The organism is Myxococcales bacterium, assembly GCA_016717005.1.
Lineage (GTDB): Bacteria > Myxococcota_A > Polyangia > Haliangiales > Haliangiaceae > UBA2376.
Map to the genome: position 1 here is coordinate 124,469 of JADJUF010000038.1, position 21,322 is coordinate 145,790.

Sequence of the window (21,322 nt, forward strand, 5' to 3'; positions counted from 1 at the left end):
GCGTTATAGCGTGCCGACGAACCCGAGCACGGCGCCGCGGCCACCAGCGGCGTCGCGCACCGGCACCAGCTGCGGCTGGATGCGCAGGCGCGGCGCGTCGAAGTTGCGGGTGAGGTAGATGCCCAGCCCGAGGCCGACCGCCATGCCGGCCAGCGTGAAGTGCGAGCGGCTCTCGTCGCTGTTGCTGCCGGTGCCGCTCGACTGCACGCCGTTCTGCACCGCGAGGCCGGCGACGAGCCCCGCGGCGCCCGCCAGGTCGATGTAGATCGAGCGGCGCCGGCTGACGTCGTAGCGCCGGGCCAGGACGATGCCGGTGAGCAGCCCCAGGTTCGAGCCGGCCGCCGTCAGCGCCACGTCGGTGCGCTCGCTGCCGATGAACACCTGCGTGAACAAGAGGCCGCTGATCGTGCCCCACAGGAGGCCGCTGTTGACCAGCGCGGCCTGGCCGTCGCTGACGGCGGTCTGGCGCACGACCAGCACGGCGGCGGTCGCGCCGACCACCGAGCCGGCCAGGGTCGTCGAGGTCACCAGGCGGTTGTCGTCGGACAGCGCCGTGCCGAGCTCGAGGCCGCCGATGATGCCCGCGGTGGTCGCGGTCAGGAGCAGCGACGCGGTGCCCTGGTGGATGTCCTCGGGCACGAGCACGTAGCCGCCGACGGCGCCCGCGACCAGCCCGCCCAGGCCGGCGCCTGCGGCGGCGTTGTCGCCGCCGATGATCGCGCCCACCGACGAGCCGATGTACGTCCCGAACGCGGTCGTGCCGCCGATCGCCAGCCAGCGCGCGCTCGCCGGTGGCCGCGTCAGCGCGATGCTGGCGTCGGCCGGGGCCTGCTCGGTGACCTCGATCGTCTGGTGGGCCGGGTTCCAGCCGGGCTGATCGACGTCGATCGTGTGCGGACCGAGGTCGACCTCGCCGTCGAACAGGCCCGCGCCCACGAACAGATCGTCGATGAGGATGCGCGCGTCGCCGGGCACGGTCTGGACGCGCAGCCGGCCGCGGCGCGGCTCGAGGCGGTACGAGTAGCTGTAGGGCTGGCCGACGCCGATCGTCAGCTCCTCGTCGACCGGCTGGTAGTTGGGCAGCTCGACGGTCATCGTGTAGCGCCCGGTCGGCAGCGCGATCACGTCGTCGGTGTTCGCGACCGCCATGCCGCGCACGCTGGCGCCGTCGCGCACGGTGATCTTGGCCCGCGGCGGCACGGTCGCGACCCGGATCGTCGACGACAGCCGCGCCAGCACCTGGACGCGCGACGCCGCGTTCTTGAGCGCGGTGGGGTCGTCGGTGTCGACCACGAACCGCTCGAGGTACGCGATCGCCAGGTCGTAGCGGACCGAGCGCTCGTAGGCCTGGGCGATGTCCTTGAGCACCGTCGGCGCCGGGATCAGGCAGTGGGCCGCGACGAACTCGGTGATCGCGCCGGCGTAGTCGCCCTGCACGTACAGCACCTCGGCCCGCTCGTAGTACTCGTTGGCGCGGGCCGCGAGCTCGGGCTTGGGCAGGTCGGGGTGCGGCGGGCAGTCGTCGATCTCGAGGCGCAGCCGCGGCCGGCCGATGAAGCCGTCGTCGTCGGCCCGCGCGGCGCTGGCGCCGGCGGCGAGCGCCAGCGCGACCAGCGTCGCCACCGCGCCAGCTCGGATCACTTGCCCTGCTTGAACGGGCTGCCCTCGAGCTCCCCGCCGGCGGCGCCCGATCCGCTGCCGGTGCCCGCGGGCGTGGCTGAGCCGGCGCCGGTGCCCGCGCCGGGGCGGTGGCGCCGCGGTTGGCCCTTCTTCAGCTTCTTGAGCTTGCACGGAATGGTCTTGTCGTGATCGACCGCCGGGCGGACGTTGCACTCGCCCTCCCAGTCGGCGCCCTGCCAGTCGTCGAGGGTCGCCACCAGCGTCACCGTCTCGCCGGTGAGCGGCAGCTCGATCTCGCGCGGCGCCTGGCCGAGGTCCCGGCCGCCCTCGGACAGCATCGCGCCGGGCGGCGTGGTCTCGACGCGCAGCTTGACGATCTCGACCTGCGGCGGCGGCGGCGCCGGCGGTGCGTCGATCGGTGGTGGCGGCGGCGGGCCGGCGTCGACCACCGCGGCCGACGGTTGGCGCGCGGCGCTGGTGCTCATCGTCATCGACACCGTCACGACCACCGCGGCGATGATCGCCGCGAGCGCCGCGACCCACGCCACCATGCGCAGGCCGCCGCCGCGCTTGCCGAACCGCCGGCGCGGGCCGGTGATGCGGGCTCGCTGGGTCGAGTGGGTCGGATCGTCGTGCAGCGCCGACAGGTCGGTGATGATCGCGTCGGTCGACTGGTAGCGCTCGCTGCGCTCCTTCGCGAGCGCCTTGAGGACGATGTTCTCGAACTCGTCGGACAGCTCCGGGCGGAGCGCGCGCGGCGTCTTGGGCTCGTCGTTGAGCACCTGCGAGATGATCGCGAGGTAGTTGGTGCCGGTGAACGGCACGTGGCCGGTGGCCAGCTCGTACAGGATCACGCCGAGCGCGTAGATGTCGATCCGCGCGTCGAGCTCCTCGTCGCCCCGGGCCTGCTCGGGCGACATGTACAGCGGCGTCCCCAGCACCATGCCGGTCTGGGTCAGCCGCGGCGAGTCGTCGTCCCCGACGTCGGACGAGCGCATCGACTTCGAGATGCCGAAGTCCACCACCTTGACGAAGTCCTTGTCCTTGCGCCGCAGCAGGAAGACGTTGTCGGGCTTGACGTCGCGGTGGACGATGCCCTTGGCGTGGGCCGCGCCGAGCGCCGACGCGATCTGCCAGGCGATGTCGACGATGCGCTGCTCGGGCAGGGGGCCCTCGCGGTTGAGCAGCTCGGCCAGCGACTCGCCCTCGAGGAACTCCATCACGACGAACGTGCGGCCGTCCTCGGTCAGGCCGAAGTCGGTGATGTCGATGATGTGCTCGTGGCCGATCGACGACGCCAGCCGCGCCTCTTGCTCGAGGCGCGCGACCACCTGCTCCTTGCGCGCGTACTTGTCGAGCAACACCTTGACCGCGACCCGCTTGCCGATCAGCGTGTGCGTGGCCTCGTAGACCGCGCCCATGCCGCCCTGGCCGATCTTGCGGGTGATCGAGTAGCGCCCGAGGAGCGTGGTGCCGACGAGGTCCTCCTCGGCGCGGAGCGTGCGCACCCCCGACGGCGGGCCCGGCTCGGGCTCGGTGAAGTCGGCCGGCGTCGGCGTCCGCATCGCGACCGCGGTGTCGGCGGCGCCCATCGTGGCTGACTCGCCCGCGACCAGCTCGGGATCACTGCGAACCGCGGCCCGCGCCTGCGCTGCGCGCGCGCCGCTATCGCTCGGGGCGTCGTCGCCTCGTCCGCTCATGGATCCACTGAAGATGGTAGGTGGCGAGGTGGGGTAAGTCAAACCCTTGGCCCGACCACCCCGGCGGGGAAGTTGCCGAGATCACAGTGGTCGTGCGCGTCACCGCCTCGCGCGTGGGCTCGTGCGGCGCGTCACAGCTTCCAGCCGACGAACACCGTCGCGTGGAACGACAGGTACTGGCCGTCGCCGTCGCGCCACGGCGCGCGCGCCGCCGCCAGCGGGACCGCGGCGACGTAGTCTTGACCGAAGAAGCGCTGCACGCCGAACTCGCCGCCGATCCTGATGCGGTCGCCGAGGAACAGGTGCTCGCCGACCGCGACCTCGAGCAGCGGCGTGCGATCGGCGTCGGTCATGAGGCCGACCCGGCCGGCGAGGTAGAACCCACCCCGGGCCGAGACCTCGAGCAGCCCGATCTTGCGCTGCGACACCCGCGCCTCGAGCCGGCCGCCGATCGCGACGTAGGCGTCGGTGTTGCCGTCGGGGTCGCCGGTGCGGTGGTCGGCCACGCGGAGGTACCCGAACGTCACCTCGGGGATGAGCGCACCGGCCACGCGGTAGCCCTTGGGCTCCTTGTACGCCAGCGGCGGCGGCTCCCACGACGCGGTGAGGCGGAGCTGCAGCGTGCCCTCGGGATCGTAGTCGCGGCCGAACGCGTCCTGGCCGTCGACGGTGGTGCCGACGCCGACCGAGCCGCCGACCGTGACGAACATCGACGTGTCCTCGGCCCGGGCCGGCGCCGCGAGCGTGAGCGTGATCGTGATCAGCGCCAGGGCAGGGATGACACGCGCGGCGAGCATGGCGGCATGCTCGCACGGCCGACGCGCGGGCGCGTTGCGATTCATCGGTGCGGTGATCGCCAGCGCGCGCTATCGTGCGCGCCGCCATGGCCGATCTGACCATCACCCCGAGCGTCGTCATCCCCGCCGACGAGCTCAGCCTCGCGTTCGCGCGCTCGGGTGGGTCGGGCGGCCAGAACGTCAACAAGGTGTCGTCGAAGGTCGAGCTGCGCTGGTGCCCGAGCACGTCGCGGGCGCTGACGGCGGCCGATCGCGCGTGGCTCCTGACCAAGCTCGGCGGGCGCCTCACCACCGCGGGCGAGCTGATCGTGGTCAGCGAGCGGACCCGCGATCAGATCAACAACCGCGCCGACGCCGAGGACAAGCTGGTGGCGATCGTGCGCGCGGCGCTGGCGCGGCCCAAGCCCCGGCGCGCGACCAAGCCGTCGCGCGGCAGCAAGGAGCGTCGGATCAAGGCCAAGAAGGGTCGCGGCGAGATCAAGAGCGCGCGCGGTCGCGTGAGCGCGGACTGATGCGTCGCGTGCCGGCGTCGGACCGTCACGCGCCCTGACGCTTGCGCAACCACGCGGCCAGCTCGACGATCTCCTGCGCGCGGCCTGGGCCCCAGCGCTCGCGCTCCGCGGGCGCGGGCAGCGCGGTCCACGCGCGACACAGCTCGAGCCAGCGCGGATCGGCCTCGAACCAGCGGCGGCTCGGGCCCCAGTGGGCGCGGCCGTCGTCGTTCAGGTCGTGCATCAGCGCCTGCAGCGTCGCGCCGAGCCGGACGCCGCCGTGCTGCGACGGCGCGGCCCACGCGGCCGCCAGCCGATCCCACGCGGTCGCCGGGTCGAGCGTGAAGATCGCCTGCAGCGCGAGCTGCCGCCGGTTGCCGTCGTCGTCGAGGGCGCCGGCGACGACCTCGAGGGCGGCGCGGTCGCCGAAGCGGATCAGGGCGTGGCCGGCGCGGAGCCGCAGCTCCGGTTGCGCGGTCGACCAGCAGCGCACCAGCGTCGCGCGCGCTGGCTCGTGCCGGAGCTGACCGAGCGCCGACAGCAGGTCCTCGACGATCACCCGGGCGCGCGGCTCGAGATCGCCGCCGAGGGCGGCCGAGCGCGCGACCGCCGCCAGGGCCGCTGCGCCGATGTCCGGATCTGCGAGCAGCGCCCGCCAGGCACCGCTCTTGCGGGCCGGCTTCACCATCTCGGCGAGCCGCACCACGCCCACGTCGGTCTCATCGAGCAGCGCCGCGCGGAGCTCCAGCCCAAGGTCGCTCACCGCGGTCGATGCTACCGCCATGCGGGTCGAGATCGAGCCGCCGTGATCGAGATGGACGGCTCGGCCGTCGACCAGCGCTTCGACCTGCACCTTCGACGTCGGCGGCCACCGCTGAGGGTAGCCCGATGCGGAATGAGGCGGCGACTGGAATCCTGAATCACGCTCATGGAATCCGGCCGCGGTAGGTCAAAATTCCATAGCAATTCTAGATTGTTAGATGGGTAGAGCCTGTCCCCATCGATTTTGGCGATACGGGCCGAGGCGCGCGCGTGCCGCGGTCGCGCCGGCGTCGCCGTGGCGTGGCGTCGCGGTCACCCGCGGGGCGCGGAACGTGGCCATGGTGGAGGCATGACGACGCTGGCCATGCTGCGGGACGCGATCGGCGGGCTGGAGCGCGGACTGACGGAGCAGGCGGGCGCGGTCGAGGCGCGGCTGGGGGCGGTGGCGCCCGACTACGTGTGCAGCGCGCGGAACTTCGTCCACTACGTGGGGTTGCGGCAGCACGATCTGCGGGCGCTGCAGCTCGGCCTGCTCGGCTACGGGCTGTCGTCGCTGGGGCGGCTCGAGGGCCACGTGCTGGACGCGGTCGGGCAGGTGCGGCAGCGGCTCGACGACGCGCTGACCGCCCCGGCGCGCGCGCCCGCGATCGCGGACGGGCCGGTCGGGCCGACGTGGGACGAGGCGCAGCGCCTGTTGCACGCGCACACCCACGCGCTGCTCGGGCCGCGGCCGCCGCACCGCCACGTCTACGTCATGGTCACCGCGCCGTCGGCGGCCGAGGTCGACGCGGCCTGGGTCGAGCGGTTGCTGGTCGCGGGCATGAACCTGCTCCGGGTCAACGCCGCGCACGAGGACGAGGCGGCGTGGCTGCACATCGTCACGACCGCGCGCGCGGTCGCGGCCACGCGCCAGGTGCCGCTGCGGATCGCGGTCGATCTGCCGGGGCCGAAGCTGCGCACGGTGATGCTGACCGACGGCCCCCGGGTGGTGAGGTGGAAGCCGACCCGCGACGAGCTGGGGCAGGTCACGGCGCCGCGCGTGGTCGCGCTGCGGCCCGCGGTGATCGGCGGCGCCCACGCCGACGCGCTCGACGTGCCGGCGCCGCTGTGGGCGCGGCTCGCGGTCGGCGACGACCTCACCCTGCGCGACGCCCGCGGCAAGCGGCGCACGCTGCGCGTCATCGAGCACGGCGAGCGCGGCGGGCGCGCCGAGCTGCGCGCGACCGCCTACGTCATCCCCGGCACGCGCGTGATCGCGAGGCGGCGCGATCGCACCCGCGCCGAGTTCGTGATCGCCGACGTGCCGGCGCGGCGGGCGCGGCTCGAGCTCGCGACCGCACAGGCGTTCGCGCTGGTGGCCGAGGGCGTCGCGGCGCCAGCGGGGCTGCCCACGATCGGCTGCACGCTGCCCGCGGCGCTCGCGGCGCTCGCGGTCGGCCATCGGGTGCTGTTCGACGATGGCCACCTCGAGGCGGTCGTCACCGCGGTCGGCCCCGGCCACGCCGTGCTGCGCGCGACCTACGCGCCGGGCGGGCGGTTCCGGCTCGGCGGCGAGAAGGGCATCAACCTGCCCGACACCGAGCTCGACCTGCCGCTGTGCTCGGCCGACGACGAGCGCGCGCTGGCGTTCGCGGCCCGCCACGCCGACCTGGTCGACGCGTCGTTCGTGCGCGACGCCGACGACGTGCGCGAGCTGCACCGTCGCCTGGCGGCCCTGGGCGCGGCGCGGGTCGGCGTGGTCCTCAAGATCGAGACCACCGGCGCGTTCGCGCGCCTGCCCGAGATCGTGCTGGCGGCGCTCGAGCGCGCGCCCGTGGGCGTGATGATCGCGCGCGGCGATCTGGCGATCGAGAGCGGGTACCAGCGCCTGGCCGAGCTGCAGGAGGAGATCCTGTGGCTGTGCGAGGCCGCGCACGTGCCGGTGATCTGGGCCACCCAGGTGCTCGATCAGCTCGCGCGCACCGGGCGGCCGTCGCGGGCCGAGGTCACCGACGCGGCGATGGCGGTGCGGGCCGAGTGCGTGATGCTCAACAAGGGCCCGTACGTCGCCGAGGCGGCGGCCGCGCTCGACGACATCCTCCGGCGGATGGAGCAGCACCAGTACAAGAAGCGCAGCCTGTACCGCCGGCTGCACCTGCGCCTGCCGGCGGCGTGACGGGCCACGGCCGGGGCGTGTGCGCGCCGGCGCCGTGACGGGCCGCGGTCGGGGCGCGTACACTCGCGGCGATGATCGACTTCCCGACCGCCGCCGCGCTGCCCGCCCACGTCGCCGTCGACACCCGCCGCTGGGAGCGGCAGTGGCTGTGCGCCGGCGAGATCCGGACCTGGGCCGGCGCCACCGAGCCGGTGCGCTCGCCGGTGTGCGTCGTCGACGCCGCCGGCGCGCTGACGCCGGTCGACCTGGGCCCGGTGGCGATGCTCGATCGCGCGGCCGCGCTCGAGGCGCTGGCGGCGGCGCGCACCGCCTGGGATCACGGCCGCGGGCCGTGGCCGACGATGCGGATCGGCGAGCGGATCGAGCGCATGCAGACCTTCGTCGCCGGCATGCGCGCCGCGCGCGAGGACCTGGTGCGGCTGTTGATGTGGGAGATCGGCAAGACCCGCAAGGACAGCGAGACCGAGGTCGATCGCACCGTCAGCTACATCGACGACACGATCGCCGCGCTCAAGGAGCTCGATCGTGACGCCGCGCGGTTCACGGTCACCAGCGGCTTCGTCGGGCAGATCCGCCGCTCGCCGCTGGGCGTGGTCCTGTGCATGGGCCCGTTCAACTACCCGCTCAACGAGACCTTCACGACGCTGATCCCGGCGCTCCTGATGGGCAACACGATCGTGTCGAAGCTGCCGCGGTTCGGCCAGCTCGTGCACCTGCCGCTCCTGCCGGCGTTCCGCGACGCGTTCCCGCCCGGCGTGGTCAACGTCATCCAGGGCGACGGCGCCACGGTGATCGGCCCGATCATGGAGAGCGGCGACGTCGACTGCCTGGCGTTCATCGGCAGCTCGCGGGTCGCGAACATCTTGAAGCGCCAGCACCCGCGGCCCAACCGCCTGCGCTGCATCACCGGGCTCGAGGCCAAGAACCCGGCGGTGATCCTGCCCTCGGCCGACCTCGACCTCGCGGTCAAGGAGTGCGTGAGCGGCGCGCTGTCGTTCAACGGCCAGCGCTGCACCGCGATCAAGCTGATCTTCGCCCACGTCGACATCGCCGACGAGTTCACCGCGCGCCTGGCCGCGGCGGTCGACGCGCTGCCGGGCGGGCTGCCGTGGGAGCCGGTCGCGGTGACGCCGCTGCCCGAGCCGGGCAAGCCCGCGCACCTGCGCGCGCTGATCGACGACGCGCTCGGCCACGGCGCCAAGGTGATCGGCGGCGGCGGCGGCAGCCTCGGCACGTTCTTCCGCCCGGCGGTGGTGTACCCGGTGGCGCCGGCGGCGCGGCTCTACCAGGAGGAGCAGTTCGGCCCGGTGGTCCCGGTCACGACCTTCCGCGAGCTCGACGAGATCGATCAGTTCATGCGCACCAGCGCGTACGGCCAGCAGGTCGCGCTGTTCGGGCAGGACCCGCGCGAGCTCGCGGCGCTGGTCGACGCGCTGGTCAACTCGGTGTGCCGGATCAACCTCAACACCCAGTGCCGGCGCGGCCCCGACAGCTTCCCGTTCACCGGCCGCAAGGACTCGGCCGAGGGCACGCTGTCGGTGACCGACGCCCTGCGCGCGTTCACGATCCGCACCGTCGTCGCCACGACCGCCACCGACGCCAACGAGGACCTCGTCGGCGAGATCGTCACGCGCCGGCTGTCGAGCTTCCTGTCGACCGACTTCCTGTTCTGAGCGGCCGTGAGGCACCAGGACCGTTCGACCGACTTCCTGGTCTGAGCGGCCGCGAGGCAGCGCCGCCGTCTGGATCAGGAGGCGGCGCTACGCGCGCTTGCGCTTGCGCGGCGTCGACTTCTCCGCCTCTTCGTACAGGCGCAGCTCGGTCTCGGCGCTGGTCTGGACCGCCTCGAGGTACATCGACAGCAGGCCCGAGGCCTCGCCGCGCAGCGACTCGTAGTAGCGCTGGCGATCGATCGAGTGGATGACCGCGGTCGGGTAACCGGCCTCGATCAAGAGCAGGTTCGAGGCGACGCGCGCGGTGCGCCCGCTCTCCTTGGCCCACGGGAACACCGCCATGAAGCGCGCGTGCATGCCCGCGATGCGCTCGATCGGGTGCATCTGCTTGCCCGACGGATCGTCGATCCACTCCGCGAGCTTCTTGAGCGCCGGGGCGATCTTTTCGGGCGATGCGATGTCGTGGTAGTAGAGCCGGTGGAGCGGGTTCTCCTTGCGATAGGGGAGCCCCTTGGCCTTCTCGTCCGGCGACAGGATGCCGTAGATGTCGCGCAGCGTGTCGAACTTGAAGGGCTTCTTCTTGTTGGCCGCGAACTCGGCGGCCCAGTCGCACGCCTCGTTGAAGCGACGGATCTCGTCGTAGGCCGGGATCAGCGACGGGTCGCTGATGATGGTCGGATCGATCGCCGCCTTGATCTCGCTGTACGACAGCACCTCGCCCTCGAGCGCGGCGTCGTGGTGGATGAGCGAGATCCGGTACCGCTGCAGGTACTCGGTGCGCATCGACGGATTGACCGCGGTGATCCGGGCACGCCAAGCCTGGCAGATCCGATCGACCTCCACGAAACGAGCGTCGATGTCCTCGGTCTCTTTGTACCTAAGCATGCGAGATCCTAACGAAACGGTCCACCCTAAAGCGCGCGGAGTGTACTCGGGCGGATCGCTATCAGTCAACTGCATACTTTACGCTACACGTGGCCCGATCTGGCACAAAGTCGGCCCGACCCAGGGTCGGTTGACTGGAGTTCGATGGATGAATCAGGCTCACAATTCGGCCAGGTGAGCCGTCCAACTGCTTGGATCCGCAAAAATTTGCCCGTCCTGTGGCGTGCACCTATTGATGTGGAGTGAACTCGCTGGCGCAGGGGGATGACGCCCTGCGTTACAGAGCCGCAAACTCTCCCGTGGCCTCCCCCGAACACATCCCGGTCCTGCTCGCTGACGTGGTCGCCCAGCTCGCGCCCCGTGCCGGCGGCACCTACGTCGATGGGACCTTCGGCCGCGGGGGGCACGCCCGCGCCGTGCTCGAGGCGCTCGGTCCGGCAGGACGGCTGATCGCGATCGACCGCGACCCGGCCGCGATCGCCGCCGCGACCGCGCTGGCCGCCGCCGATCCGCGCGTGACCGTGGTCCACGGCCGGTTCGGCGCGATCCCTGCGCACCTCGCGGCGATCGACGTGGCCACGGTCGACGGCGTCCTGCTCGACCTCGGGGTGTCATCGCCGCAGCTCGACGACGCCGCGCGGGGCTTCTCGTTCACGCGCGAGGGCCCGATCGACATGCGCATGGACACCAGCCACGGGCCGACCGCGCTCGAGCTGATCCGCGCGACGCCGGTCGGCGAGCTGGCGGCGATCCTGCGCGACTTCGGCGAGGAGCGCCTCAACCACCGCATCGCCCGCCGGCTCAAGGACGCCGAGCGCGACGGCGCGCTGACCTCGACCCTGGCCCTGGCCAACACGATCGCGGCGTGCTTCTCGGGCGCCGATCTGCGCAAGCTGCACATCCACCCGGCGACGCGCACGTTCCAGGCGCTGCGCATCGCGGTCAACGGCGAGCTCGACGAGCTGGCCGAGTTCCTGGCGGTGTTCCCCGACCTGCTGGCGCCCGGCGGCCGCTGCGCGATCATCAGCTTCCACTCGCTCGAGGATCGCCTGGTCAAGCGGCGGTTCCGCGACCTGGCGTGGACCAGCTCGCTGCCGCCGCGGTTCGCGCTCGAGGCCGGGGAGCGGGTCGAGGCGGTGTGCGTGCCGATCGAGCGCAAGGCCCGGTTCGCCAACGACGACGAGGCCGACGACAACCCGCGCGCGCGGTCGGCGCGGCTGCGCACGTGCGAGCGGACGACCGCCCCCAACCTGCCGAGCCACCGATGAAGCCCCGCCTGTACGCACTGGTCCGCGCGGTCGAGCCGGCCCCCGGCGACCGCAAGCTGGTGTCCGCGATGGTCGTGATCGCGGCGCTGATCACCGCGCTGGCGATCCAGCGGGTGCAGGCCCGGCACCAGGTCGTGCAGCTCGGCTACCAGCTGTCGCGGGTGACCGACGAGGTCCGCCACGAACGCGAGCTGCGGCGCCGGCTCGAGCTCGAGCGGGCCACGCTCACCAGCCCCGAGCGCATCCGCGCGCTAGCGACCGGGCTCGGCATGGTGCCGGTGCCGCCCGATCGCATCCGCGTGATCGCCGCGCCGGCCCTGGCCGCGGCGGGAGCGACGCCGTGACCCGCGCCAGCGTCCAGACCCCGGGCGTGTCGCGGGCGGCGCGGGTGCGCGCGCGCACGGCCGCGGCCCTGATGTCGGCGCTCCTGCTCGGCGTCGGCTACAAGGCCTACGGCCTCCAGGTGGAGCAGGGCGACAAGTTCCGCGAGCAGGCGCTGCGCCAGCACGTGCGCAACGTCGAGATCCCGGCGCCGCGCGGGATCATCCTCGACACCCGCGGCCGCCCGCTGGCGATCAGCGCCGACGCCGAGAGCGTCTGGGCCGACCCGCGCGCGGTGGTCGACGTGGCCGGCTCGGCCGAGCGGGTCGCGGCGGCGCTCGCGCTCGACGTCAACGTCGTCGAGGCCCGCCTGGCGTCGCGCAAGCGGTTCGCGTGGATCGCGCGCCACGTCACGCCCGAGCAGGCCGCGGCGGTCAAGGCGCTCAAGCTGGCCGGCATCGAGGTCGCGCACGAGCCGCGCCGCTGGTACCCCGAGCGCTCGTCGGGCGGCCCGGTGATCGGCTTCGCCGGGCTCGACGGCAACGGCCTCGACGGGCTCGAGCTGCAGCTCGAGGAGCGCCTGAAGGGCGAGAAGGCGCGGTTCGCCGCGCTGCGCGACGCTCGCGGCAAGACCATGATGAGCGAGGGCGTGTCCGAGCCGACGCCGGGCGCGACCGTCGAGCTGACCCTCGACCGCTCGATCCAGCACATCGCCGATGAGGCGCTCGCCGCGTCGGTCAGCGCCAACAAGGCCAAGTCGGGCGTCGCGGTCGTGCTCGACGTGCGCACCGGCGCGGTCCTGGCGCTGGCCAGCGTGCCGACCTACGACCCCAACGATCCGGCTGAGGCGGTGCGCGCCAAGGCCCGCAACCGCGCGGTCACCGACGTCTACGAGATCGGCTCGGTGATGAAGGTGTTCACGGTCGCCGCGGCGCTCGACGCCGGCCTGACCCGGGCCGACGAGCTGTGGGACGTCGAGGGCGGCGCGTGGATGGCGCCGGGCGGCAAGCGCGTCACCGACGTCCACCACGACCAGGTGCTGACCACCGGCGGCATCATCAAGCGCTCGTCCAACGTCGGCGCCACCAAGATCGGCCTGCGGCTGGGGCGGCTGCGGCTGTACGAGGCCCTCACGCGGTTCGGCTTCGGCGCGAAGTCGGGCATCGACCTGCCCGGCGAGCAGCGCGGGCGGGTGCGCGACGGCTCGACCTGGCGCGACGTCGAGCTGGTGACGATGTCCTGGGGCTACGGCCTGACGGTGTCGCCGATCCAGATCGCCGCCGCGATGGCGGCGATCGGCAACGGCGGCGTCTACAACCCGCCGCGGATCGTGGCGCGGGTCACCGGCGCCGACGGCCACCTCGTCTACGAGCGGCCGATCGAGCGCCGCCCGATCATGAAGCCGTCGACCGCGGCGGCGATGCTGCCGATCCTGGCGTCGGTGTTCGAGCCGTCGCACCCGGGCAAGCGCGACGGCGGCACCGGCGCCAACATCAAGGTCCCGGGGTTCCGGGCCGGCGGCAAGACCGGCACCGCGCACAAGTACGATCCGACGACCCATCGCTACGCGCCGCACAGCTACCTGTCGTCGTTCGCGGGCCTGGTGCCGATCGCCGACCCGCGCATCGCGGTCGTGGTCGTCGTCGACGATCCCTCGGGCGGCGACTACTTCGGCGGCACGGTCGCCGGCCCGGTGTTCGGTCAGATCGCCAGCGCGTCGCTGCGCTACCTGGGCGTGCCCGGCGACGCGCCGATCGAGCCGCCGGCCGCGACCAAGGGCGGCAAGCCCGCGCCGCCGGCCGCCCCGGAGCTCGGGGACGGCGACGACGAGGAGGCCGAGGCCGGGCTGCTCGATCTGGCGCCGTTCGACGAGTCGATGCTCGACGTCCACGCGCCCGCGGTGACGGTGCCGGACTTCCGCGGCGTCGGCGTGGCCCGGGCCCTGGCCCTGGCCGGCGAGCGCGGCCTCGCCGTCGAGCTCCACGGCTCGGGGCGGTGCGTCACCCAGTCGCTGCCGGTCGGGCCCGCGCCCGCCGGCGCGACGATCGCGCTCGAGTTCGCCGCCCGTGATTGACGCGTCGATGGGGCCCGCACTACCGGTTGCCACCCTGGACGAAATCGACGACGCTCCGCGTTTCCTGACCGCCCGATGAAGCTCTCCGACCTGGTCCGCACCATCCCCGGCGCCCGCCTGCGCGGCGCCGATGTCGACGTCCGCGCCGTCACCAGCGACTCGCGCACGGTCGGGGCCGGCGCGCTGTTCGTGGCGGTGCGCGGGCGCCGCAGCGACGGCCACGACTTCATCGCAACCGCCGTCGCGCGGGGCTGCGCCGCGGTCGCGGTCGAGGCGCCGGTCGAGGGCCTGACGGTGCCGCAGCTGATCGTGCCCGACGGCGGCCGCGCGCTCGGGTTCGCGATCGCCGCCCTGGCGGACCACCCGGCGCGGCGGCTGACGCTGATCGGCATCACCGGCACCAACGGCAAGACCACGACCACGTACCTGGTCGAGTCGATGCTGCGCGCCGCCGGCCACGAGCCGGGCGTGATCGGCACGGTCAACTACCGCTGGAACGGACGGAGCCACGACGCGCCGTACACCACGCCGACGCCCGAGGTGCTGCACGAGACGTTCACCCGGATGGTCGCCGACGGCGTGACCCACGTGGTGATGGAGGTGTCGTCGGCGGCGCTGGCGATGAACCGTCTGGCCGGCGTCGAGTTCACGGTCGGCGCGTTCTCGAACCTGACCCAGGACCACCTCGATCTGCACGGCTCGATGGCCGAGTACGCCGAGGCCAAGCAGCTGCTGTTCCGGCGCCAGCTCGCCCGCCACGGCACGGCCGTCGTCAACGTCGACGATCCCGCCGGCGCCGCCATGGGCGCGGCCGCCGCCGCCACCGCCGAGCCCCGCCCGATCCTGCACGTGTCGTCCGACGGCGGCGACCTCCGGCCCGAGCAGGCCGACGCCGCGATCCGCGTGCTCGCGCAGCGCTCGACCGTGGCCGGCATCTGGGCCCAGGTGCGGACGCCGCGCGGCGAGCTCGAGGTCGAGTCGCACGCGCTGATCGGCCACTACAACGTCGCCAACATCGCGCTGGCGATCGGCATCGCCGAGGCGCTGGGCCTGAGCCACGACGCGATCGTCCGGGGCGTCGCGGCGCTGGCCGGGGTCCCGGGCCGGGTCGAGCGGGTCGGCAACGACGCCGGCCTCGACCTCCTGGTCGACTACGCCCACACCCCCGACGCGCGCGACAACGTGCTCGACGCGCTGCGCCCGCTGACCCGGCGGCGGCTGATCTGCGTGTTCGGGTGCGGCGGCGATCGCGATCCCGGCAAGCGGCCACAGATGGGCGCGGTCGTGACGGCCAAGGCCGACCTGGCGGTGGTCACCAGCGACAACCCGCGCACCGAGGACCCGCGCGCGATCCTCGACATGATCCTGCCGGCGGTGCCGGCGCCGTTCTACGTCGATCCCGATCGCCGCACCGCGATCCGCGCGGCGGTGGCCGAGGCGACGCCCGGCGACGTCGTCGTCATCGCCGGCAAGGGCCACGAGGACTACCAGATCCTCGGCACCACCAAGATCCACTTCGACGATCGCGAGGAGGCGGCCGCGGCCGCGGCGCTGCGGCCGCGCTTCCACGCCCAGGCGATCGCCGAGGCGGCGGGCGGCAGCGCCAGCGCCGACGCGGTGTGCGCGCGGGTGATCATCGACAGCCGCATCGCGGCGCCCGGCGATCTGTACGTCGCGGTCGCGGGCGAGCGCCACGACGGCCACGCGTTCTGCGCCGGCGCGGTCGCGGCCGGGGCCAGCGCCGTGATGATCGGGCGCGGCCGTCGCGCCGAGGTCGGCGACCTGGGCGCGGCCGCGGTGATCGAGGTCGACGATCCGCGCGCGGCCCTGGCCGCGGTCGCCGGCGCGCACCGCCAGCGCTGGGCCGGCCACGATCCCGCCGCGCGGCTGATCGCGATCACCGGCTCGGCCGGCAAGACCACGACCAAGGAGCTGACCCGCGCGGCCCTGGCCGGCGCCGGCGCGACCCACGCCGCGATCGGCTCGCTCAACAACGAGACCGGCGTGCCGCTGACGCTCCTCGCGCTGCGCGACCACCACCGCTTCGCCGTCGTCGAGATGGGCATGCGCGGCGCCGGGCAGATCGACTACCTCACGCAGTTCACCCGGCCCGACGTGGCGGCCGTGGTCAACGCCGGCACCGCCCACATCGAGCTGCTCGGGTCGACCGACGCGATCGCCGCGGCCAAGGGCGAGATCTTCGGCGGCCTCGCCGCCGGCGGCGTCGCGGTCGCGCCGGCCGGCGACCCCCGGCTCTTGGCCCACGCCCGCGCCCACGCGCCGGGTGCGCGGCTGATCACCTTCGGCGACGACGCCGCGGCCGACGTGCGCCTGACCGGCTACCAGGTGGTCGGCTCGGCCGGCGCCGATCTGCACGTCGACGTGCTCGGTCACCCGCGCCGCTTCCGCCTGCCGCTGATCGGGCGCCACGCCGCGGTCGACGCCACGTGCGCGCTGGCGTGCGCGCTGGCGGCCGGCGTCGACGCCGACGTCGCGATCGCCGGGCTCGAGCGGGCCCGGCCGGCGGCGATGCGCGGCGAGGTCGTCACGATCGGCGGCCGCCAGGTGATCGTCGACTGCTACAACGCCAACCCGGCGTCGATGGCGGCGGCGATCGACACGCTGGCCGACCTGCGCGGCTCGGCCGGCGCGGTCGCGGTCGTCGGCGACATGCTCGAGCTGGGCGATCACGCCGCGGCCGCGCACGGCGACGTCGGCGCGCGCCTGGGCGAGCTCGACATCCCGGTGGTCGCGCTGGGCGCGCACCGCCAGATCGTCGCCGACGCGACCGGCAACCCGGCGGCGGCGTGGACCACCGACGATCCGGTGGTCGCGGCCCGGCAGGTGCTGGCCGTGACCGCGCCCGGCGACTGGGTCCTGGTCAAGGCGTCCCGCGGCATGCGCCTGGAGCGCGTGATCGCCGCGCTGGTGGAGCTGACGGCGTAAGCCGGGAGCGAGCGATGCTGTATTACCTCCTGTACCAGGTCCTCGCGCAGCTCGACGGGCTGGGGTTCCTGCGGGTGTTCCGCTACCCGTCGATGCGCATCCTCGCCGCGGCGATCACCGCGCTCTTCCTGTCGTTCCTGATCGGCCCGTGGTTCATCGAGCGGCTGCGGTCGCGGCAGATCGGCCAGCAGATCCGCGACGACGGCCCCAAGACCCACAAGAAGAAGGCCGGCACGCCGACGATGGGCGGCGCGCTGATCCTGTTCTGCCTGGTGGTGTCGGTGCTGCTGTGGTGCGACCTGTCGAACCGGTTCGTGCTGCTGGCGCTGGCGGTCAGCGTGTCGTTCGGCGCGATCGGCTTCGCCGACGACTACGCCAAGGTCACCAAGAAGAACACCAAGGGCGTGCCGGGCAAGGTCCGGCTGCTGCTCGAGTTCGCGATCGCCGCCGGGGCGATGGCGTACCTGTTCACGTCCGACACGATGTCGCCCGAGCTGCGCACGCACCTGCAGCTGCCGTTCACGAACTTCTACGAGGTGTCGCCCGACCTGTCGGCGTGGCTGTACATCATCTTCGGCGCGTTCGTCGTCGTCGGCACGGCCAACGCGGTCAACCTGACCGACGGGCTCGACGGCCTGGCGATCGGCCCGACGATCATCAACGCCGGCACGTTCCTGGTGTTCGCGTACCTGGCCGGCGTCGAGACCACGATCCTCACCCGCTCGGGCGGCGAGCAGTCGCTGGCGCAGTACCTCCACATCGCGCACATCCCCGGCGTCGTCGAGCTGGCGGTGTTCTGCGGCGCGCTGTTCGGGGCCGGCGTCGGCTTCCTCTGGTACAACACCTACCCGGCGCAGGTGTTCATGGGCGATGTCGGATCGCTGTCGCTGGGCGGCGCGATCGGCATGCTCGCGGTGCTGACCAAGAACGAGATCGTGCTGCTCGTCGTCGGCGGCCTGTTCGTGGTCGAGGCGCTGTCGGTGTTCATCCAGGTCGGGTCGTTCAAGACCCGCGGCAAGCGCGTCTTCAAGATGGCGCCGATCCACCACCACTTCGAGCTCAAGGGCTGGGAGGAGCCGAAGATCATCGTGCGCTTCTGGCTGATCTCGATCGTGTTCGCGCTGATGGCGCTGGGCACGCTGAAGCTGCGCTGACCGATGGACGACCGCGGCTACCTGAGCTCGTTGCGCGGCCGCACCGTGGTGGTCGTCGGCCTGGCGCAGACCGGCATCGCGGTCGCGCGCTTCTGCCACCGCCACGGCGCCAAGGTGATCGTCACCGACGGCAAGGCGGCCGCCCAGCTCGCCGACAAGATGGCGCAGCTCGCCGACGTGCCGGTGACCTGGCAGCTCGGCGGCCACGACCTGGCGACGTTCACCTCGGCCGATCTCGTCGTCATGTCGCCGGGCGTGCCGACCCTGCCCGAGATGGTCGCGGCCCGGGCCGCCGGCGTCGAGGTCATCGCCGAGATCGAGCTGGCCTACCGGTGCCTGCACCCGGGCGCCCGGGTGCTGGCGATCACCGGCACCAACGGCAAGTCGACGACGACCGCGCTGACCGGCGCGCTGTGCGCGGCCTCGGGCCGGCCGACCTTCTGCGGCGGCAACCTCGGCAACATGCCGATGATCGACGCCGTCGATCACCCGGCCAACGTCGACGGCGGGCTGATCGTGGTCGAGGTCGCGGCGTTCATGCTCGAGAACTGCACGACCTTCGCGCCGACCACCGGGGTGCTCACCAACATCACGCCCGATCACCTCGACCGGTTCGGCACGATCGAGCGCTACGCCCAGGTGAAGGGCCGCATCTGGGACTTCCAGCGGCCGACCGACCTGGCGATCGCCAACGCGGCCGACCCGTGGGTCGTGCGCGAGGCGGTCGACCTGACGCCGCAGCTGGCCTGGTTCGACGTGCGACCCGGCGCCGACGTCGCGCGCGGCGCGTGCCTGTCCGCCGATCGCCGGGCGCTGGTGCTGCGCGGCGTGCCGGGCGCGGCGCCCGAGGAGCGCTACCCCGTCGACGACCTGGTGATCGTCGGCAACCACAACCTCGAGAACGCCATGGGCGCGTACCTGGGCGCGCGCGCGTGCGGCGTGAGCGTCGACGCGATCCGCGCCGGCGCCCGCAGCTACCGGCCGCTGCCGCACCGCATGGAGCTGGTCGGCGACAAGGACGGCATCTACTACTACGACGACTCGAAGGGCACCAACGTGGCGTCGGTGGCGGCGTCGGTGCGCGGCTTCCCGCGGCCGCTCGTGTTGATCGCCGGCGGCGTCGACAAGGGCGGCACCTACCAGCCGATGCTCGAGGCGCTCGAGGGCGTCTGCAAGGGCATCGTGCTGATCGGCGCCGCCGGCCCGCTGATCCGCGCCGCCTGCGTCGAGCGCGGCGTGACCTACCCGGTGCTCGACGGCGCCGACATGCACGACGCGGTGGCCAAGGCCACGGCCCTGGTCGGCGCCGGCGACGCGGTCGTGCTGTCGCCCGCGTGCGCCAGCTACGACATGTTCCAGAACTTCGGCCACCGCGGCCAGGTGTTCCGGGCCGCCGTCAGCGCCGTCGGCGCGACCCGCCTGGACTGAGCGGGATCGGGAACCGGGATCGGGGTCGGAATCGGGGTCGGAGTGGGGATCGGTATCGGGACCAAGATCGGGGTCGGGGGTGGGATCCGGGACCCGAGATCGTGCCCCGCCGTCACGGCGTCGGCGTGGTCGGCGGCGCTGGCGCGGGCGTCGCCGGGGCGCCGGTCGGATCGACCACCACCGCGCCGTCGCCGCCGCTGGTGATCGCGAAGACGACGCGTCGGTTGGCGGCCTTGCCCTTCGACGTGCCGTTGTCGGCGATCGGCGCGGTCTCGCCGAAGCCCTGGGCGGTCAGGCGGGCGCGGTCGATCTTCTTCTTGACCAGGTACGTGAGCACCGACTCGGCCCGGCGCTGCGACAGGTCCTGGTTGTGGGCGTCGTCGCCCTCGCTGTCGGTGTGGCCCTCGATCCGCACGGTGATCTCGGGGTGGCCGGCCAGCACCTTGGCGACGTTGTCGAGGAGCTTGAACGACTTCGAGCGGATGTCGGCCTTGTCGGTGCGGAAGTACACCGCGTCGAGGATCTCGATCTTGTCGCCGGTCAGGCGCACCAGCTGCTTGGCCTTGCACCCGGCGTTGGCCGGCGTGCCGGGCTCGTCGGGGCAGTTGTCGAGGCGGTCGACGACGGTGTCGCCGTCGCGATCCGGGTCGGGGCAGCCGCCGTTGTCGGCGACGCCGGGCTCGCGCGGGCAGCGGTCGTCGCGATCGAGCACCCCGTCGGCGTCGTCGTCGAGGTCGGGGCAGCCGTCCTCGTCGGCCATGCCGTCGAGATCCTCGGGCTCGTCGGGGCACTGATCGTCCTGGTCGAGCCGGCCGTCGTGATCGCGGTCGGGCAGCGTGTCGGGGCAGCCGTCGTCGTCGAGGTAGCCGTTGACGACCTCGGCCTGGTACGGGCACGCGTCGGCGTCGCCGACGAAGCCGTCGTGATCGTCGTCGGTCGGCTCCGGCTTGGTGATCGGATCGGTCCGCGAGATCGTGCCGGCCTTGGCGATGTCGAGCTTGGGCACGTCGACGCCGTCGTCGCCGCCGCCGGCCAGCGCGTCGGCGACCGAGAACGTGAAGCGGGCGCCGGCGAAGGCGCGCCAGTCGGGCGTGCCGAAGCCCTGGGCCATGCCGACGCCGCCGCCGAGCAGGACCGAGATCCGCGGCATCGGCGAGAAGGCGCCGCCCAGCTTGAGCTCGGCGTAGTTGCGATCGAACGAGCCCAGCGCGTCGCCGGCCGCGGTCGCCAGGTTGACGCTGGCGCCGAGCTCGACGCCGGGGCCGTCGGCGGCGGCCACGCGGAAGCCGACCCCGACCGCGGCCACCAGCTCGTCGTCGACGACCAGCGCCAGCGACTCGGTGCGATCGCGCAGGCGGTAGCCGAGCGTCGCGGTGGCGCGCCAGACGTCGGAGAACTTGCGGCTGACCGCGACCCCGGGCTCAGCCACGGGGCCCGACTCGCCGATGTACGAGGTCGAGGTGGCGGTCGGGAACCCGACCACCAGCGTCGCGGCGCCGTCGACGCCGAAAGTGCGCTGGCGCAGGAGGCCGAGCTTGGCCGACACCCGGATGTCGCCGATGCCGGCCGACGAGCTGCTCGGCAGCATCAGGCTGCCCGCGCTCGAGCTCTGCTGCAGCACCAGCGGCATCGCCAGGCCGAACTCGAGCAGATCGCTCACGCCCAGCGCGGCGACCAGCTCGGCGCCGGCGCGGCCCGAGACCGGGGACGCCACGCGCACGCGGTCGCCGCCCTCGTCGCGGTAGATCGTGAGCGGATCGTTGGCGTACGAGAACCCGAGGCCCGCGGCCAGCGACAGGCTCGGCAAGACCGTGCCCCACGGCACGTCGAGCACGCCGTCGCGGTCGGCGATCCAGCGCATGCGCTCGACCGGGACGTCGGTGGTGAGCGGCGCCTGCGCCGCGGCCGAGGTCAGCCCGCCGACGAGCGCGAGCCCGCCGATGGTGAGCGCCAGCAGCCGGCGGCGCGTGCGAGTGGCGGTGAGTGCGGTGCAGGTGTCGGCCACGGGTCCCCCGGATGCAAGCGCAGCAACACCCCGTACGCGTCCT

15 protein-coding genes are annotated in these 21,322 nt (G+C 73.3%); 9 read left to right on the forward strand and 6 right to left on the reverse strand.

Annotation, left to right across the window (positions count from 1 at the left end):
* Positions 1–3: 3 nt before the first annotated feature.
* The 3 genes from IPL61_29600 to IPL61_29610 form a co-directional block, all read right to left on the reverse strand.
* On the reverse strand, positions 4–1,641 hold the full coding sequence (locus tag IPL61_29600; GenBank protein ID MBK9035363.1) for a PEGA domain-containing protein: 1,638 nt from the start codon (positions 1,639–1,641) through the stop codon (positions 4–6).
* The gene (locus tag IPL61_29605; GenBank protein ID MBK9035364.1) at positions 1,638–3,320 is read right to left on the reverse strand and encodes a serine/threonine protein kinase; all 1,683 of its coding nucleotides are present in this window, start codon (positions 3,318–3,320) and stop codon (positions 1,638–1,640) included. The genes IPL61_29600 and IPL61_29605 overlap by 4 nt, the downstream gene beginning before the upstream one ends.
* A gap of 131 nt (positions 3,321–3,451) precedes the next feature.
* Entirely contained in the window at positions 3,452–4,117 is a 666-nt protein-coding gene (locus IPL61_29610) for a hypothetical protein (protein ID MBK9035365.1), read from the reverse strand.
* An 86-nt stretch (positions 4,118–4,203) separates the two neighbouring features.
* Between IPL61_29610 and arfB the strand changes: the two genes are divergently transcribed.
* Positions 4,204–4,629, forward strand: coding sequence for an aminoacyl-tRNA hydrolase (arfB, locus tag IPL61_29615; protein ID MBK9035366.1), 426 nt, complete (start codon positions 4,204–4,206; stop codon positions 4,627–4,629).
* A 25-nt stretch (positions 4,630–4,654) separates the two neighbouring features.
* Here the strand turns inward: arfB and IPL61_29620 are convergent, their stop codons facing one another.
* Positions 4,655–5,461 carry a HEAT repeat domain-containing protein gene (locus IPL61_29620; protein MBK9035367.1) on the reverse strand — a complete coding sequence of 269 codons (807 nt, stop codon included), beginning with the start codon at positions 5,459–5,461 and terminating at the stop codon, positions 4,655–4,657.
* A 258-nt stretch (positions 5,462–5,719) separates the two neighbouring features.
* Here IPL61_29620 and IPL61_29625 point away from each other — a divergent pair, with 258 nt between their 5' ends.
* Positions 5,720–7,525, forward strand: coding sequence for a pyruvate kinase (locus IPL61_29625; protein MBK9035368.1), 1,806 nt, complete (start codon positions 5,720–5,722; stop codon positions 7,523–7,525).
* 71 nt (positions 7,526–7,596) lie between these two features.
* Positions 7,597–9,198, forward strand: coding sequence for an aldehyde dehydrogenase family protein (locus IPL61_29630; protein MBK9035369.1), 1,602 nt, complete (start codon positions 7,597–7,599; stop codon positions 9,196–9,198).
* Positions 9,199–9,285: 87 nt separating this feature from the next.
* Here IPL61_29630 and IPL61_29635 read toward each other — a convergent pair whose 3' ends face one another.
* On the reverse strand, positions 9,286–10,083 hold the full coding sequence (locus IPL61_29635; protein MBK9035370.1) for a Fic family protein: 798 nt from the start codon (positions 10,081–10,083) through the stop codon (positions 9,286–9,288).
* 299 nt (positions 10,084–10,382) lie between these two features.
* On the opposite strand from IPL61_29635, the gene rsmH reads away from it, so the two are divergent.
* From rsmH to murD, 6 genes are all read left to right on the forward strand, one after another.
* The gene (gene rsmH, locus IPL61_29640; GenBank protein ID MBK9035371.1) at positions 10,383–11,351 is read left to right on the forward strand and encodes a 16S rRNA (cytosine(1402)-N(4))-methyltransferase RsmH; all 969 of its coding nucleotides are present in this window, start codon (positions 10,383–10,385) and stop codon (positions 11,349–11,351) included.
* Entirely contained in the window at positions 11,348–11,695 is a 348-nt protein-coding gene (locus IPL61_29645) for a cell division protein FtsL (GenBank protein MBK9035372.1), read from the forward strand. The genes rsmH and IPL61_29645 overlap by 4 nt, the downstream gene beginning before the upstream one ends.
* Positions 11,692–13,746, forward strand: a complete 2,055-nt coding sequence (locus tag IPL61_29650) for a transpeptidase family protein (protein MBK9035373.1) — start codon at positions 11,692–11,694, stop codon at positions 13,744–13,746. Before IPL61_29645 ends, IPL61_29650 begins: the two co-directional genes overlap by 4 nt.
* Positions 13,747–13,821: 75 nt before the next feature.
* The gene (locus IPL61_29655) at positions 13,822–16,692 is read left to right on the forward strand and encodes a UDP-N-acetylmuramoyl-L-alanyl-D-glutamate--2,6-diaminopimelate ligase (protein ID MBK9035374.1); all 2,871 of its coding nucleotides are present in this window, start codon (positions 13,822–13,824) and stop codon (positions 16,690–16,692) included.
* A 14-nt stretch (positions 16,693–16,706) separates the two neighbouring features.
* The gene (locus IPL61_29660; GenBank protein ID MBK9035375.1) at positions 16,707–17,846 is read left to right on the forward strand and encodes a phospho-N-acetylmuramoyl-pentapeptide-transferase; all 1,140 of its coding nucleotides are present in this window, start codon (positions 16,707–16,709) and stop codon (positions 17,844–17,846) included.
* 3 nt (positions 17,847–17,849) lie between these two features.
* Positions 17,850–19,274: a UDP-N-acetylmuramoyl-L-alanine--D-glutamate ligase gene (gene murD, locus IPL61_29665; GenBank protein MBK9035376.1), complete on the forward strand. Its 1,425-nt coding sequence runs from the start codon at positions 17,850–17,852 to the stop codon at positions 19,272–19,274.
* Between the two features lie 112 nt (positions 19,275–19,386).
* Here murD and IPL61_29670 read toward each other — a convergent pair whose 3' ends face one another.
* On the reverse strand, positions 19,387–21,279 hold the full coding sequence (locus IPL61_29670) for an OmpA family protein (protein ID MBK9035377.1): 1,893 nt from the start codon (positions 21,277–21,279) through the stop codon (positions 19,387–19,389).
* Positions 21,280–21,322: the final 43 nt, after the last annotated feature.

What these genes read in the sequence shown, in the direction of transcription:
- IPL61_29605 (MBK9035364.1), bottom strand. Translation starts at nt 3,320, where the DNA reads ATGAGCGGACGAGGCGACGACGCCCCGAGCGATAGCGGCGCGCGCGCA.
- IPL61_29610 (MBK9035365.1), bottom strand. Translation starts at nt 4,117, where the DNA reads ATGCTCGCCGCGCGTGTCATCCCTGCCCTGGCGCTGATCACGATCACG.
- arfB (MBK9035366.1), top strand. Translation starts at nt 4,204, where the DNA reads ATGGCCGATCTGACCATCACCCCGAGCGTCGTCATCCCCGCCGACGAG.
- IPL61_29625 (MBK9035368.1), top strand. Translation starts at nt 5,720, where the DNA reads ATGACGACGCTGGCCATGCTGCGGGACGCGATCGGCGGGCTGGAGCGC.
- IPL61_29630 (MBK9035369.1), top strand. Translation starts at nt 7,597, where the DNA reads ATGATCGACTTCCCGACCGCCGCCGCGCTGCCCGCCCACGTCGCCGTC.
- IPL61_29635 (MBK9035370.1), bottom strand. Translation starts at nt 10,083, where the DNA reads ATGCTTAGGTACAAAGAGACCGAGGACATCGACGCTCGTTTCGTGGAG.
- IPL61_29645 (MBK9035372.1), top strand. Translation starts at nt 11,348, where the DNA reads ATGAAGCCCCGCCTGTACGCACTGGTCCGCGCGGTCGAGCCGGCCCCC.
- IPL61_29655 (MBK9035374.1), top strand. Translation starts at nt 13,822, where the DNA reads ATGAAGCTCTCCGACCTGGTCCGCACCATCCCCGGCGCCCGCCTGCGC.
- IPL61_29660 (MBK9035375.1), top strand. Translation starts at nt 16,707, where the DNA reads ATGCTGTATTACCTCCTGTACCAGGTCCTCGCGCAGCTCGACGGGCTG.
- murD (MBK9035376.1), top strand. Translation starts at nt 17,850, where the DNA reads ATGGACGACCGCGGCTACCTGAGCTCGTTGCGCGGCCGCACCGTGGTG.